The following is a 13,856-nucleotide window of genomic DNA, read 5'->3' as shown; positions in this document are numbered from 1 at the left end:
CCATGCCCAACCGCCGCGACCTCTTCCGCCTGGGGGCCGCGTCGGCCGCCGCGTTGCATGCGCCTTCGGTGCGCGCGCAGCAGGCGCGGGTGCTGAAGTTCATCCCGCACAGCAACCTCTTCACGCTCGACCCGATCTGGAACCCGGCGGCCGTGGTCCGGAACCACGGCTTCATGGTCTTCGACACGCTCTATGGCGTGGACGAGACCTATCAGGCGCGGCCGCAGATGGCCGCCGGCCATGTCTTCGAGGATGGCGAGCGCGTCTGTACCATCACCCTGCGCGAGGGCCTGACCTTCCATGACGGCTCGCCCGTGCGCGGCCGCGATGTCGTGGCGAGCCTGCAGCGCTGGATGCGCCGCGCCTCGGTCGGCCAGAAGCTCGCCGAGGTGACGGACGAGCTCACGACGGTGGACGACCGGCGGATCCGGTTCCAGCTCAAGCGCCGGTTCCCGCAGCTGCTGCGCGGGCTCGGCCAGGCCTCGGTGCCGATTCCCTTCATCATGCCGGAGCGGCTGGCGAATACCGACCCGTTCCAGCAGGTGCGGGAGGTGGTGGGCTCCGGCCCCTTCCGCTTCATCCAGAACGAGTTCAACCCCGGCGGCTTCGCCGCCTATGAGCGCTTCGCCGGCTACCGCCCGGCCGAGAGCGGCGAGCCGAGCCTGATCGCCGGCCCCAAGCGCGTGCATTTCGACCGGGTGGAGTGGCACATCATCCCCGATGCCGCGACGGCGGCCGCCGCGATCCAGTCCGGCGCCATGGACTGGTTCGAGGCGCCGCCGACGGAGTTGGAGCCGCTGCTGGCCCGGAGCCGGGCCATCTCGGTGGAGAGCCTGGAGACGCTGCCGCGCCCGGCGATGATGCGGATCAACCAGCTCAACTCGCCGCTCAGCGACGTGAACATCCGCCGCGCCATCCTGCCGGCGGTGGACCAGAAGGCGTTCATGTCGGCGCTGGTGGGCGACGAGCCCTCGCGCATCCTGAATTTCGGCGTCTACACGCCCGGCACGCCCTATGCCTCCGAGGCGGGGCTGGAGCCGCTGCTCGGGCCGCGCGACGTGAACAGGTCGAAGCAGATGCTGCGCGACGCGGGCTACGCGAACCAGCCGGTGCGGCTACTGGGCGCCATGGATGTCGCGGCGCAATCGGCCCTGGCGCAGGTGGCTGCGGACCTCTTCCGCCGGGTGGACATGAACCTGGACTTCGCGGCGCAGGACTGGGGCTCGCTGATGCAGCGGACCAATAATCGCGAGGGCCTGGACCGTGGCGGCTGGTCCGCCTACTGCACCTTCTTCCCGGGGCTGGAGTTCACCAATCCTGGCGCGCATCTGGTGCTGCGCGGCAACGGCCTGCGCGGCGCCAATGGCTGGCCGACGTCGGAGCGGCTGGAGGCCTTGCGCGAGGAGTGGTTCCAGGCGCCGGACGCCGCCGCCGAGATGCGGATCGCCACCGAGATGCAGCGGGTCGCGATCGACGAGGTGCTGTTCATTCCGCTCGGCGCCTATCGCGCCAATACGGCCATCAAGAAGTCGCTCACGGGCCGCGTGCAGGGCCTGCCGGTGTTCTGGAACATCCGGCAGGCGTAGCGGCTGCCCGCGAGCGGGTCAGATCACCGGAATGGGATCGCGTACTGCAGGCCGCCGCGGTTCCACAGGCCGTTCAGGCTGCGCTGCAGCTTGAGCGGGCTGCCCTGGCCGAGGTTGCGCTCGAACAGCTCGCCGTAGTTGCCCACGGCGCGGATCGTGTTGAGCGCCCAGGCGTTGTCGAGCCCGATGCGCGAGCCGAACTCGCCCGTGCGGCCGAGCAGGCGCTGCACGGTCGCGTCCGTGCTGCTGGCGGCCTGCTGCTGGGCGTTCGCGGCGGTCACGCCGTATTCCTCGGCCTCGATCAGCGCGTAGTGGATCGAGGTGATGATGTTCGCCCACTGGTCGTCACCATTGCGCACGAACGGGCCGAGCGGCTCCTTGCTGATCGTCTCCTGCAGCACCTGGAACTGGGCGGGGTTCGGTGCGACGGAGATGGCGCCGGCCAGGGCCGAGGCGTCCTGCGTCATGGCGTCGCAGCGGCCGGCGAAGAAGGCCGAGTACATCGTGTCGATGCGCTCGAAGACCACGGGCTGGAAGCGAATGTTCCGCGCACGGGCGACGTCGGCGAGGTTGAGCTCGTGCGTGGTGCCCTGGGCGACGCAGACGGTCGCGCCGTTCAGGTCGTCCACCTTGGTCACGCCCGCATCGCGGCGCACGGCGAAGCCCTGGCCGTCGTAGAAGTTCACCGGGAGCTGCCGCAGGCCGATGGAGTTGCCGCGCAGGAAGGTCTGCGTGGAATTGCGGAACAGCACGTCGATCTCGCCCGCCTGCAGCGCCGTGAAGCGGTTCTGCGCGGTCAGGGCCACGAAGCGGACCTTGGAGGCGTCGCCCAGGACGGCCGCGGCCACGGCGCGGCAGTAGTCGGCGTCGAAGCCGCGCGTCTCGCCCCGGCTGTCGGCGACCGAGAAGCCGGCGAAGCCCTGGCTCACGCCGCAGATGAGGGTGCCGCGCTGGCGCACGGTGTCGAGGGTCGCGGCGGAGGCGGCGCCGGCCCAGGCGGTGGCGACCGTCGCCGCCGCGAGGATCAGGTTGCGGAACATGGGGGTCGTCCTTTTCTTCAATGGGTGGTGGCGATGGCCGCGTCCACGGCCTCGCCCAGGATGGCCACGATGGTGTCTACCTCTTCCGCGCGCGTGATATAGGGGGGTGCGAGCAGAATATGGTCGCCGCGCTTCCCATCGGCGGTCCCGCCGCCAGGATAGCACCCCAGGCCGCGGTCGAACGCCTCCTTCTTCACGCGGGCGTTGAGCTTGAGCGCGGGGTCGAAGGGGGCCTTGGTCGCGCGGTCGGCCACCAGCTCGATGGCGCGGAACAGGCCGCGGCCGCGGATGTCGCCGACATGGCGGTGGTTGCCGAAGCGTTCCTGCAGGCGCTCCTCCAGCCGGTCACCCATGCTGCGGACCTGGGCGAGCAGGTTGTCGTCGCGGATGACCTTCTGGACCTCCAGTGCGGCGGCGCAGGCCATGGGATGGGCCAGGTAGGTGTGGCCATGCATGAAGGCGCCCGAGCCGTCTCGCATCGCGGCGAGAACGCGGCCGGAAGCGAGCACGCCGCCGATCGGCTGGTATCCGCCACCCAGGCCCTTCGCGATCGCCTGGATGTCCGGGGAGACGCCCTCCTGCTCCCAAGCATGCAGCGTGCCGGTGCGGCCCATGCCGGACATGACCTCGTCCAGGATGAGGAGCGCGCCGTGGCGGTCGCAGATCTCGCGGACCGCGCGGAAGTAGCCGGCCGGGGCGGGGACGCAACCGGCGGTGGCGCCGACCACGGGCTCGGCCAGGAAGGCTGCCACGTTCTGCGGGCCGAGGCGCTGGAACTCGGCCTCCAGCTCGGCGGCGAGGCGGGCGACGAAATCGGCCTCGCTCTCGCCCGCGGCCATCTCGCGATAGGCAAAGGCGGGCGTCACATGGCTGAAGGCGTCGGAGAGCAGCGGCGCGTAGGGCGCGCGGCGCCAGGCATTGCCGCCAGCCGCGAGCGCGCCGAGCGTGTTCCCGTGATAGCTCTGGCGGCGGGCGATGAAATGGCTGCGGCTGGGCTGGCCGATCTCCACGAAATACTGCCGCGCCATCTTGAGCGCCGCCTCGATGGCCTCGGAACCGCCGGAGACGAAGTAGGCGGCGGCCAGGCCGCCCGGCTCATGGCCGACCAGCATCTCGGCCAGCTCCTCGGCGGGCTCCGACGAAAAGAAGCCGGTATGGGCATAGGCGAGCCGGCCTGCCTGGCGCTGCATGGCCTCCACGATCCGGGGATGCTGGTGGCCGAGGCAGGAAACGGCGGCGCCACCCGAGGCGTCGATGATCTCGCGGCCATCGGCGGCGCGGATCCGGATGCCCTCGCCGCCGACGGCGATGGGCGGTGCCTCGCGGAGCGAACGGTGCATCAGGCGGGTCATGGTCGGTCCTTCGGAACGGGGGGAGGGCACGCCTGGCCGCGCGCCGCTCATGAGACATTTGTATCAGAAAACAGAAAAATATGGAACGTCCGAATCATGACGGGCCGCCGGGTTCTTGACCGCGCCGGCAGGCGCGAGAAAATCCAAGCTGTCCAAGTCCAAAGGAAGGGAAGAGATGTTCAACCACGTGATGGTCGGCTCCAGCGATGTCGAGCGTTCGAAGCGCTTCTATGACGCCGTGCTGGGGACTCTGGGCGCCGGCGCCCCCGCGCGTAACGAAGCGGCCAGCGGCCATGTCCGGTACTTCTACCGCCACAACGGCAATACGTTCGGCATCAGCCAGCCGATCGACGACAAGCCGGCCACCGGCGCCAATGGCGGCACCATCGGCTTCAAATGCGGGTCCGCCGAGCAGGTGAAGCTATTCCACGACACCGCCGTGGCGCATGGGGGCACCTCCATCGAGGAACCGCCGGGCCCGCGCCAGAGCCAGATGGGGACGATCCATCTGGCCTATGTGCGCGACCCCGACGGCAACAAGCTCTGCGCGATCTACCGGCCCTGATCTTTCAGGTGCGGACCAGCGGGCAACCGCCCTCGCTGAGCGGCCGGAAGGCTTCCTCGGCGCCCACCGTCGCGACGAGCTTGTAGTAGTCCCATTCCTGCCGGCTCTCGGCGGGGGACTTCACCTCGAAGAGATAGGCCGGGTGGATCTTCCGCCCGTCCTCGCGCACGCGGCCCGGGCCGAAGGCATCGTCGTCCGTCGGCATGCGCTTCATGACGTTCATGACCTCGATGCCCGAGGCCTTGGCGCGCGGCACCCCCACCTCCATCACGGCCTTGAGGTAATGGATGGCGCAGGAATAGGTGCCGGCATGCTCCTGGCCGGGCATGTTGGTCGGCGTGCGGCGCAGGATGCGCTGCGCCAGGCCGCGCGTGCGGTCGTTGAGGTCGTGGTAGAAGACCTCCGAGAGCAGCATGCCCTGCGCGGCTTCCAGGCCGATGGCCTTGATGTCCTGCACGAACATGATCATGCCCGCGAGCTTCTGGCCGCGTCGCGTCAGGCCGAACTCATGCGCCTGCTTCACGCAGTTCTGCGTGTCGGCGGCGGCCATGGCGAGGCCCACGACCTTCGCCCGGCTCGCCTGCGCCTGCACGAGGAAGGAGGAGAAGTCCGTCGTGCCGGGGAAGGGGTAGCGGGCGCTGCCCAGCATGCGGCCGCCGGCGCGGGTGACGAACTGGCTCGTATCGCGCTCCAGCTGGTGGCCGAAGGCGTAGTCGGCCGTGATGAAGTACCAGCTGTCGCCGCCCGAGCGCACCGTGGCGCCGCCGACGACATTGGCGAAGACCCAGGTGTCGTAGGTCCACTGGATGGTGTGGGTGGAGCATTGCGGCCCGGTGAGGGCGGAGCTGGCGGCGCCGGAGGCGAGCTGCACCTTGTCCTTCTCGCGCACCAGGTTGGCGACGGCGAGCGCGACGGCGCTGTTGTTCACCTCGCAGATCATGTCGACGCCGGCGGTGTCGATCCAGCGGCGGGCGAGTGCCAGCGCGGCGTCGGGGCGGTTGAGATGGTCGCCCTGCACGACCTCCACGTTGATGCCGCGCTGGGCCATGCCGAGATCCTCGATCGCCTGCTGCACGGCGGCGAAGGAGGTGGGGCCCGAGGTGTCGCGGTAGGGGCCGGAGAAATCCGCCAGCACGCCGATGCGGATGGTGTTGTCGCGTGCCTGGGCATGGGCGCGGCGGGCCACGGGCAGGAGGGTCGCGCCCGCGGTGGCGCCGAGGGCCCCGCGGCGGGTGATTTGATTCATGTCGTTTCCTTCCAATTGGGGGCGATGCTGCGTTGCCGCGCAGCACCGCGCAAGCCCAATCAGCGGAAGACGAGCTGAGGCAGCCAGATCACGATCGCGGGCACGTAGGTGATGACCATCAGGCAGGCGAAGATGACCGCGATGAAGATGGGCAGGTAGCGCATCATCCGGTCGATGCTGGTGCCCGCGACCTGCGCCGCGGCGAAGAGGTTCACGCCGAAGGGAGGCGTGATCATCCCCAACGCCAGGTTCACCACCATCACCGTGCCGAAATGCACCTGGTCGATCCCCATGCGCTGGGCGGCCTCGGCGAGGATGGGGGCCAGCACGATGATGCTGGCCGAGGTCTCGACGAACATGCCCACGAGGAAGAGGAACAGGTTCACGCCCAGCAGGTACCAGCCCGGCCCCTCGAAGTTCTGCACCAGCCATTCCGCCGCCGCGTCCGGCACGCCCTGCCGGTTCAGCAGCCAGGAGAAGAAGCCCGCGCAGGCGATGATGAAGAGGATGACGGCCGAGGAGATCACCGACTTGCGGAAGATCGGGTAGAGGTCCCGCACGCCGATCTCGCGGTGCAGGAACATGCCGACCAGGATCGCGTAGACCACGGCGATGACGCTCGCCTCGGTCGGCGTGGTGACGCCGCCATAGATGCCGCCCAGCACGACGACGGGCATGAAGAGGGCCCAGCCCGCCTGCTTGAGGGCGACGAGGAAGGGAAGGCGACCAAGCCCGTCCTGCTTGCCCCAGCCCATGATGCGGCACCAGACCAGCACGGTGGCCACCAGCACGCCGCCGATCAGGAAGCCCGGGCCGAAGCCGGCGATGAAGAGCTCGGGGATCGAGGTCTGCGTCGTGACGCCGTAGAGGATCATCGGGATGGACGGCGGGATGATGACGCCGAGCTCCGCGGCCGTGGCCTGCAGCGCCGCCGCGAAGGCCACCGGATAGCCGTGCTTGACCAGCGCCGGGATCATCACCGCGCCGATGGCGAAGGTGGTGGCGACGGAGCTGCCGCTGATGGCGGCGAAGATCATGCAGGTGACGATGCAGGTGGCCGGCAGCCCGCCCTGCACACCGCCTACGATGGACTTGGCGAATTCGACCAGCCGGCGCGAGATGCCGCCGACATCCATCAGGTTGCCCGCCAGGATGAAGAAGGGAATGGCGGCCAGAGGGAAGCGGTCCAGCGAGACGAAGAGCTGCTGGGCCGCCACGATCAGCGGGAAGCTCGTGAAGCCCGCGACGCCGACGACCGCCGCGATGCCGATGGCGATGGCGACCGGGATGCTGGCGGCGAAGAGCACCAGCATCACGGTGAGCATCATGGAGCTCATACGGCCATCTCCAATTCCTCGGCGCGTCTGTCGAGGAAGTGCGCAAGCGCCCCCAGCAGGCAGAAGGCCGCGCCGATCGGCAGCGCGGCATAGCCCCAGCTCATCGAGACCTCGAGGCCCGCCATTTCCTGGAACTTCACGCGCTCGGACATGATCCAGCCGAACCAGAACAGGATGCCCATCAGGGCCAGCACGGAGGCCAGCGCGGCCCCCTCCACCGCGTCGCGCAGGGCGCCGCGCGAATGGCGATGCAGCACGTCGATGGAGACCAGCGCGCCGGTGCGGATGGCCGCCGCCAGGCCCAGGAAGCCCATCCAGATCAGCGCGGTTCGGACCAGCGCCTCGGACCAGATGGAGGGCGTTTCCGTCGCGAAGCGGGCGATGACCTGCCAGAAGCCCGCCAGCACGGCGATGGCCAGCGCGAGGCAGGCCAGCAGCGTGGCCAGCCCCGTCGCGGCCCGGTCCGCTGCCAGGATCGCCTGCCGCGGCCCATCCGTGCCCCTCAGCCAGAAGGCCAGGGGTACCGCCAGCACGCTCGCCGCCGCCACGATGACGAGCGGCCAGAGGTTCATCGCATTCATCAGGCGTCTACTGGCGCGGCTGCCACTCGCGCAGGCGGCGCAGCAGGGCGCCGTCCAGCGAGCGCTCGTATTCCGCGAAGGCGGGGGCCAGCGCCGTCTGGAACGCGGCGTTGTCCAGCTGCGACGTGACCGTCATGCCCCGGCGACGCAGCTCCTCCACGCCCGAGGCCTCGTCGGCCGAGACGCGCTCGCGGTTCGCGGCCTGGGCCGCGCGGGCGGCTTCCATGAAGGCGGTGCGGTCGGCGGCGGAGAGCCGGCCCATCACGCTCGGATTGCAGATCAGCAGGGCCGGCGAATAGACATGCGCCGTCAGCGTCAGGTAGCGCTGCACCTGGTTGAGGTTGTTGGCCACGATCACCGGGATGGGATTCTCCTGCCCATCCACCGTGCCCTGCTGCAACGCGGGCACGAGCTCCGAGAAGGCCATGGGGGTGGGCAGCGCGCCGAGCGTGGTGAAGGCGCGCATATGCACCTGGTTCTCCATGGTGCGGACCTTGAGTCCGCGCACATCGGCCGGCGCGGCCACTTCGCGGCGGCTGTTGGTCAGGTGGCGGAAGCCATTCTCCAGCCAGATCACGCCGACCAGCCCGCGCGAGTTGAACTGGGTCAGGATGGACTGGCCCACATCGCTGTCCAGTACGCCGCGGGCATGGGCGTAGTCGCGGAACAGGAACGGCACGTCGACATTGCGGACCGCGGGGACGAAGTTGCCCACGGGGCCGGTGGAGGTGACGGTGCAGTCCAGCGTGCCGATCTGCGTGCTCTCGACCATCTCGCGCTCATTGTCGTTGCGCTGGATGGTGACGCGGTAGCGGTTGTTCGTCAGCCGCTCCAGCGTCTCCTTGAAGGCCGTGGCGCCGGCGCCGTAGTGGCTGTTCAGGGGCAGCGGGTGCTGGATCGTGATCTGGGTCTGCGCCAGGGCAGGGGCGGCGAGGGCCCCTGCGAGGGCTGCGGCCAGCGCGGTGCGGCGAAGCATGGACATGGTTTCCTCCTGACTTGCCTGACCGATACGTCATGGAGACGGCTTCATGCAATCGCCCCCGGATAGCCTCCCCCGCCCGGGTCGGGCATGATCGCCGTCCGACAAGGAGAAACCGATGACGCTGCGCTGTGACCTCGTCGTTCGCGACGCCCAGATCTTCGACGGGACGGGTGCCCCCCGCTTCCGGGGCGATGTGGCGGTGGAGGGCGACCGGATCGTGGCCGTCGGCGACCTCGGCAGCGCTTCGGGCCGGGAGGAGGTCCTGGCCAACGGCATGGCGCTCGCCCCCGGCTTCATCGACGCCCATACCCATGACGACCGGCTCGTCACCTGCGGGCCGGAATGCGTGCATTGCAAGACGAGCCAGGGCGTCACCACCGTCGTCGTCGGCAATTGCGGCGTCAGCCTCGCCCCCGTGCGGATGACCAAGCGCCCGCCGCCGCCGCTGGACCTGCTGGGCGACGAAAGCTGGTTCACCATGGGCAGCTTTGGCGAGTATGCCGAGGCGCTGCGGAAGCGCCCGACGGCGGTGAACACCTTCGCCTTCTGCGGCAACATGTCGCTGCGGGTGGAAGCGATGGACGGCGACGTCTATCGCGCCGCCAAGGATCACGAGATCGTGAAGATGCAGGACCGCCTGCGCGAATCCCTGCGCGAGGGCGCCTGCGGCTTTTCCACCGGCCTCTACTACCCGCCCAACGCCCAGGCGACGACCGAGGAGGTCATCGCCATCGCCGAGGTCGTGGCCGAGGTCGGCGGCATGTACGCCACCCACATGCGCGACGAGGCGGACCACGTGCTGGACAGCATCCGCGAGACGCTGCGCACCACGCGCGAGGCGGGCGGCGAGACCGGCGCGCTCGACCTCTGCATCAGCCACCACAAATGCAGCATGAGCGAGAATTTCGGCCGCTCGCGCGAGACGCTGGCGCTGATGGACCGCATGGCCCAGGACCAGCCCGTGGCCTTCGACGTCTACCCCTATCCCGCGGGCTCGACCGTGCTGATGCCCGACAAGCTTCGCCAGGACGTGCAGGTGCAGATCACCTGGTCCGTCCCGTTCCCCGAGATGGCCGGGCGCAACCTGGACGACATCGCCAATGAATGGGGCATGACGCGCAGGGCGGCCGCCGACAAGCTGCTGCCCGCGGGCGCCATCACCTTCCAGATGGACGAGGCCGATGTCCGCCGCATCATGGCGCATCCGCGCTCCATGATCGGCAGCGACGGCATCCCGCATGACGCCAAGCCTCATCCCCGCCTCTGGGGCACCTTCCCGCGCGTGCTGGGGATGTATGTGCGCGACGTGAAGCTCTTCAGCCTGGAGACCGCGATCCACAAGATGACGGGGCGCACCGCGGCCATCTTCGGCATGCCGGACCGCGGCACCATCCGCCCCGGCGGCTTCGCCGACCTCGTGCTCTTCGATCCTTCCCGCGTGAAGGACAAAGCCACGTGGTCCGAGCCGGATCTCGTCTCCGAAGGCATCCTGCAGGTCTGGTGCAATGGCGAGCGCACCTACACCGAGGGCTCCGAGCCCGGCACCGCGGCCCCGGGGCGCTTCCTCGGCAATCCGCGCCTGAAGAAGGCGGCATGATCTCGGGAGACGCGCCAACCTCCGACCGCATGCAGCCCGGCACGAAGCGCCGGGCCCTGATCGTCTTCCTGATCCTGGCTGCCCTCGTCGGGGCCGTCGCGGTCTTCTGGCCGGATCATCGTCCGCGCACGCAGATCGAACTCTACCTGCGGCAGGGCCCGCGTCGCGGCGCGGAGCTGATGAAGCGGGATATCGACGCGCTTTCGCCCGTGGGCCGCGACCCCGGCCCCGCGGTTCAGCGGCTGAATTCGCTGGGGCTCAACTGCAGCGCCCCTCCCGCGCTCACGGGCGAGTGGGTCTGCCTGATGCGCCGGCCGGGCGAGGGACGGATGATGGTCTCCATCGAGGCCACCATCCGCGTCGACCGTGGCGTCGTCACGGAAACCTCGGTGCGCTTCTGGGAGACGCCCCGGGTTTGACGGGCGGCGTGCGGGCGACGATCCTTCGTCCGGACGTTTCAAGGACAAGAACTTGCCGACTGCTGCCCAGCGCCTGGTGGACTTTCTCGTCGCCCAGGGAATCGACCGTGCTTTCTGCGTTCCCGGCGAAAGCTACATTGCCCTTCTCGAAGCCTTGCACGACGCGCCCATCGACCTGGTGGTGAACCGCCATGAGGGCGGCGCCGGATTCGCCGCGATCGCCGATGCCAAGCTCACCGGGCGGCCGGGCGTGTTCATGGTCAGCCGGGGTCCCGGCGCCTGCAACGCTGCCATCGCGCTTCATACCGCCGAGCAGGATGCGGTGCCGCTGATCCTGCTCATCGGCCAGGTGGAGGCGCGGGACCTGCGCCGCGATGCCTTCCAGGAGATCGACTACGGCCGCATGTTCGGCGGCTTCTGCAAGTTCGTGGGCGAGGCGACGCGGCCTGAGCAGGTGCCCGAGCTCATCGCGCGCGCCTACGCCATGGCCATGCAGGGCGTGCCCGGCCCCGTGGTGCTCTCGTTGCCCGAGGATGTGCTGGACATGGAATGCGCGGCGGTCGCGCCGCGCTACGCGCTCGCCCGCGCGCCGGGGCCCACGCCCGACGAAGCCGCGCGCATCGCCGCCGCGCTGGCCGCGGCCGAGCGGCCCATCCTCCTCGCGGGCCACGGCTTCGAGAGCGAGGAGGGCCGCGCCGCCCTGGCCCGTTTCGCGGAGGCCTGGAATCTGCCGGTCGCGGTCTCCTTCCGGCGGCAGGACCTCTTCGACAACCACAGCCCCCTCTATGCGGGCGACATGGGGCTGCGGAACCCCGACGCGCAGCGCAACGCCTTCGCCGAGGCGGACCTGGTGCTGGCGCTCGGCACGCGGCTCACCGACATCACCACCCAGGGCTATTCCTGGCCAGCGCCGGGGCAGAGGCTGATCCATGTCTGCCCCGACCCCAAGCATCTGAACTGGCTCTTCCCGGCCGAGATCGCGCTCGCGGCCGATCCTCTGGCAGTGATCGCCGCCATGCCGCCCTCCAACGTGCCGCCGGGCCGGGCGGCCTGGGCAAAGCGGCTGCGCGACCTGCACGTGGCCGATTGCCAGGTGAAGCCGCGCGACTGGCCGGATGGGCTGGCCTTCCCCGAGGTCGCGCAGGCGGTGGGCGCGGCCCTGCCGCCGGATGGCATCGTTACGCTGGATGCGGGCACCTTCGGCGCGCCCTTCTACCGCAAGGTCTCCTACAGCCCCGGCCAGCGGCTGCTGGTGCCGATCTCGGGCGCCATGGGCTTCGGCGTCCCCTCGGCCGTGGCGGCCACGCTGCGCTGTCCGGGCCGCACGGTGGTCTGCGGCGTGGGCGATGGCGGCATCCTGATGACGGGGGGCGAGCTGGCCGTTGCGGTGGAACGCCAACTGCCCATCAAGCTGCTGCTGTCGGAGAACCTCGGCTACGCCTCCATCCGGATCCACCAGGAGCGGCAGCATCCGGGGCGGGTGAGCGGCACCATGTTCGCCAATCCGGATTTCGCGCATTGGGCCCAGGCCTTCGGCCTGCCGGTGCTGCGGGTGAACACGCGCGACGACTTTCCGGCGATGCAGGAGGCCATCCGGCGGCCAGGGCCGGCGGCGATCCTGGTGAAGACCTCGATGCAGGCGGTGCTGCCCTAGGCGGACAGGCTTTCCGCGGGGCCGTCCGGGAGGCCGGGCGCGGTCTCCCAACCCAGGCCCACCATGGCGATGGAGCGCTGGCCGCCGCGCTCCTTCCGGCAGACGATGGCCTTGCGCTCCTCGAGCCAGCCCAGCAGCCGTCGGGCGCGGCCGACCGAATGCGTGCCATAGGCGCGGGCGATCGTCGCGTCCGAAGGGCAGGGCAGGCCGTCCAGGGCCGCGCGCGCCAGGAGCAGGTAGACGCCCTGCGCGTCTTCCGTGAGCGCTTCCGCGCGGGCAACGGCCGCCTTCCATTCCTCGCTATCCGCGGCCTCGGGCGCGATGCCGGCGCGGGCGGTTGCGAGCATGCGACGGAAGGTGGGCAGGTCCGGCGGGCCATCGATCTCGGCGATGCGCAGCCGCACAAGGAAATCCTGGTAGAGCACGCCGATGGGGCGGAAGGCGGCGTCCTCGGCCGCCAGCACCTGCTGCAGCGTGGCGGCGATGCGGCCGCGCCGCTCCTCCACCTGCTCGGGCGTGAGCTCCACCGGCTCTGGCGCGGCGGCCGCGGCCGGCGGGCTGTACTGCGCCAGTTGCACCAGGATGTCCGGCGGCGGCGGGCGCGGGGCGCGGCGCGGCGGCGGTGGGCGCTCCGGCTCGGGTTCGGAGGTCAGGATGAGCTCGCGCGCTTCCTCGAGCGTGGCGGTGCTGGGCGGCAGGACCAGGCGCGGCCCACCGCTACGCGATTCCGTCTCCACCCCCCCGATGCGGACGGAGAGCGGCCGGCGCGAGATGGCGGGGCCGAGCGCCACGAAATGCCCCCGCTCCAGATCGCGGAAGCTGTCGGCCTGGCGGCGCTCCATGCCCAGCAGGTCGGCCGCGCGCGCCATGTCGATGTCGAGGAAGGTGCGGCCCATCATGAAGTTGGAAGCCTCGGCCGCCACGTTCTTCGCGAGCTTGGCCAGCCGCTGCGTCGCGATCACGCCCGCGAGGCCGCGCTTGCGGCCACGGCACATCAGGTTGGTCATGGCGCCGAGCGAAAGCCGCCGGGCTTCGTCCGAGGCCTCGCCGGCCATGGCGGGGGCGAAGAGCTGCGCCTCGTCCACCACGACCATCACGGGCGTCCAGACGTCGCGGTCGGCGTCGAAGAGGCCGTTCAGGAAGACGGCGGCGCAGCGCAGCTGGGCCTCGACCTCCACGCTGTCGAGGTTGAGCACGACCGAGACGCGGTGCCGCCGCACGCGGTCGGCGGCACGGGCGAGGCTGGCCTCGGAATGGTCGCCCACGTCGATGACGAGGTGGCCGTACTTATCGGCCAGCGACACGAAATCGCCCTCGGGATCCACGATCACTTGCTGCACCCAAGGCGCGCTCTGCTCCAGCAGGCGCCGCAGCAGATGCGACTTGCCCGAGCCCGAATTGCCCTGGACGAGCAGGCGGGTGGAGAGCAGCTCCTCCAGATCCAGCGTCGCGGCCACGCCCTGCCGCGTCTGGCCCATCTCGATGGCGACGGTCATG

At 70.1% G+C, this 13,856-nt stretch carries 12 protein-coding genes; 5 read left to right on the top strand and 7 right to left on the bottom strand.

What is annotated here, in order from left to right; translation table 11 throughout:
• Positions 1-2 precede the first annotated feature (2 nt).
• Positions 3-1,586: an ABC transporter substrate-binding protein gene (locus WJM96_RS09395; RefSeq protein ID WP_424812215.1), complete on the top strand. Its 1,584-nt coding sequence runs from the start codon at positions 3-5 to the stop codon at positions 1,584-1,586.
• A 23-nt stretch (positions 1,587-1,609) separates the two neighbouring features.
• Here the strand turns inward: WJM96_RS09395 and WJM96_RS09390 are convergent, their stop codons facing one another.
• Together WJM96_RS09390 and WJM96_RS09385 are read right to left on the bottom strand one after the other, a co-directional pair.
• Positions 1,610-2,626 carry an amino acid ABC transporter substrate-binding protein gene (locus WJM96_RS09390; RefSeq protein WP_424812214.1) on the bottom strand — a complete coding sequence of 339 codons (1,017 nt, stop codon included), beginning with the start codon at positions 2,624-2,626 and terminating at the stop codon, positions 1,610-1,612.
• Positions 2,627-2,643: 17 nt separating this feature from the next.
• Complete coding sequence (locus WJM96_RS09385; protein ID WP_424812213.1) at positions 2,644-3,978, bottom strand: aspartate aminotransferase family protein; 1,335 nt, start codon at positions 3,976-3,978, stop codon at positions 2,644-2,646.
• A 175-nt stretch (positions 3,979-4,153) separates the two neighbouring features.
• Between WJM96_RS09385 and WJM96_RS09380 the strand changes: the two genes are divergently transcribed.
• Entirely contained in the window at positions 4,154-4,543 is a 390-nt protein-coding gene (locus WJM96_RS09380) for a VOC family protein (protein ID WP_424812212.1), read from the top strand.
• A gap of 4 nt (positions 4,544-4,547) precedes the next feature.
• Here WJM96_RS09380 and WJM96_RS09375 read toward each other — a convergent pair whose 3' ends face one another.
• The 4 genes from WJM96_RS09375 to dctP are packed head-to-tail and all read right to left on the bottom strand — an operon-like array spanning position 4,548 to position 8,689.
• Entirely contained in the window at positions 4,548-5,789 is a 1,242-nt protein-coding gene (locus WJM96_RS09375) for an ABC transporter substrate-binding protein (RefSeq protein ID WP_424812211.1), read from the bottom strand.
• Positions 5,790-5,848: 59 nt separating this feature from the next.
• Entirely contained in the window at positions 5,849-7,126 is a 1,278-nt protein-coding gene (locus WJM96_RS09370) for a TRAP transporter large permease (protein ID WP_424812210.1), read from the bottom strand.
• Positions 7,123-7,707, bottom strand: a complete 585-nt coding sequence (locus WJM96_RS09365) for a TRAP transporter small permease (RefSeq protein ID WP_424812209.1) — start codon at positions 7,705-7,707, stop codon at positions 7,123-7,125. The genes WJM96_RS09370 and WJM96_RS09365 overlap by 4 nt, the downstream gene beginning before the upstream one ends.
• Positions 7,708-7,714: 7 nt before the next feature.
• Positions 7,715-8,689, bottom strand: a complete 975-nt coding sequence (dctP, locus tag WJM96_RS09360) for a TRAP transporter substrate-binding protein DctP (protein WP_424812208.1) — start codon at positions 8,687-8,689, stop codon at positions 7,715-7,717.
• A gap of 115 nt (positions 8,690-8,804) precedes the next feature.
• On the opposite strand from dctP, the gene WJM96_RS09355 reads away from it, so the two are divergent.
• The 3 genes from WJM96_RS09355 to WJM96_RS09345 are packed head-to-tail and all read left to right on the top strand — an operon-like array spanning position 8,805 to position 12,359.
• On the top strand, positions 8,805-10,286 hold the full coding sequence (locus WJM96_RS09355; RefSeq protein ID WP_424812207.1) for an N-acyl-D-amino-acid deacylase family protein: 1,482 nt from the start codon (positions 8,805-8,807) through the stop codon (positions 10,284-10,286).
• Complete coding sequence (locus WJM96_RS09350; RefSeq protein ID WP_424812206.1) at positions 10,283-10,705, top strand: hypothetical protein; 423 nt, start codon at positions 10,283-10,285, stop codon at positions 10,703-10,705. Before WJM96_RS09355 ends, WJM96_RS09350 begins: the two co-directional genes overlap by 4 nt.
• A 52-nt stretch (positions 10,706-10,757) precedes the next feature.
• Positions 10,758-12,359, top strand: a complete 1,602-nt coding sequence (locus tag WJM96_RS09345; RefSeq protein WP_424812205.1) for a thiamine pyrophosphate-binding protein — start codon at positions 10,758-10,760, stop codon at positions 12,357-12,359.
• Here the strand turns inward: WJM96_RS09345 and WJM96_RS09340 are convergent.
• Positions 12,356-13,855, bottom strand: coding sequence for a helicase HerA domain-containing protein (locus WJM96_RS09340; RefSeq protein ID WP_424812204.1), 1,500 nt, complete (start codon positions 13,853-13,855; stop codon positions 12,356-12,358). The genes WJM96_RS09345 and WJM96_RS09340 overlap by 4 nt on opposite strands.
• Position 13,856: the final 1 nt, after the last annotated feature.

The sequence above is a fragment of the Roseococcus sp. YIM B11640 genome, assembly GCF_049727625.1.
Classification (GTDB): Bacteria; Pseudomonadota; Alphaproteobacteria; order Acetobacterales; family Acetobacteraceae; genus Roseococcus.
This window is presented reverse-complemented; position numbering and strand designations above follow the sequence as displayed.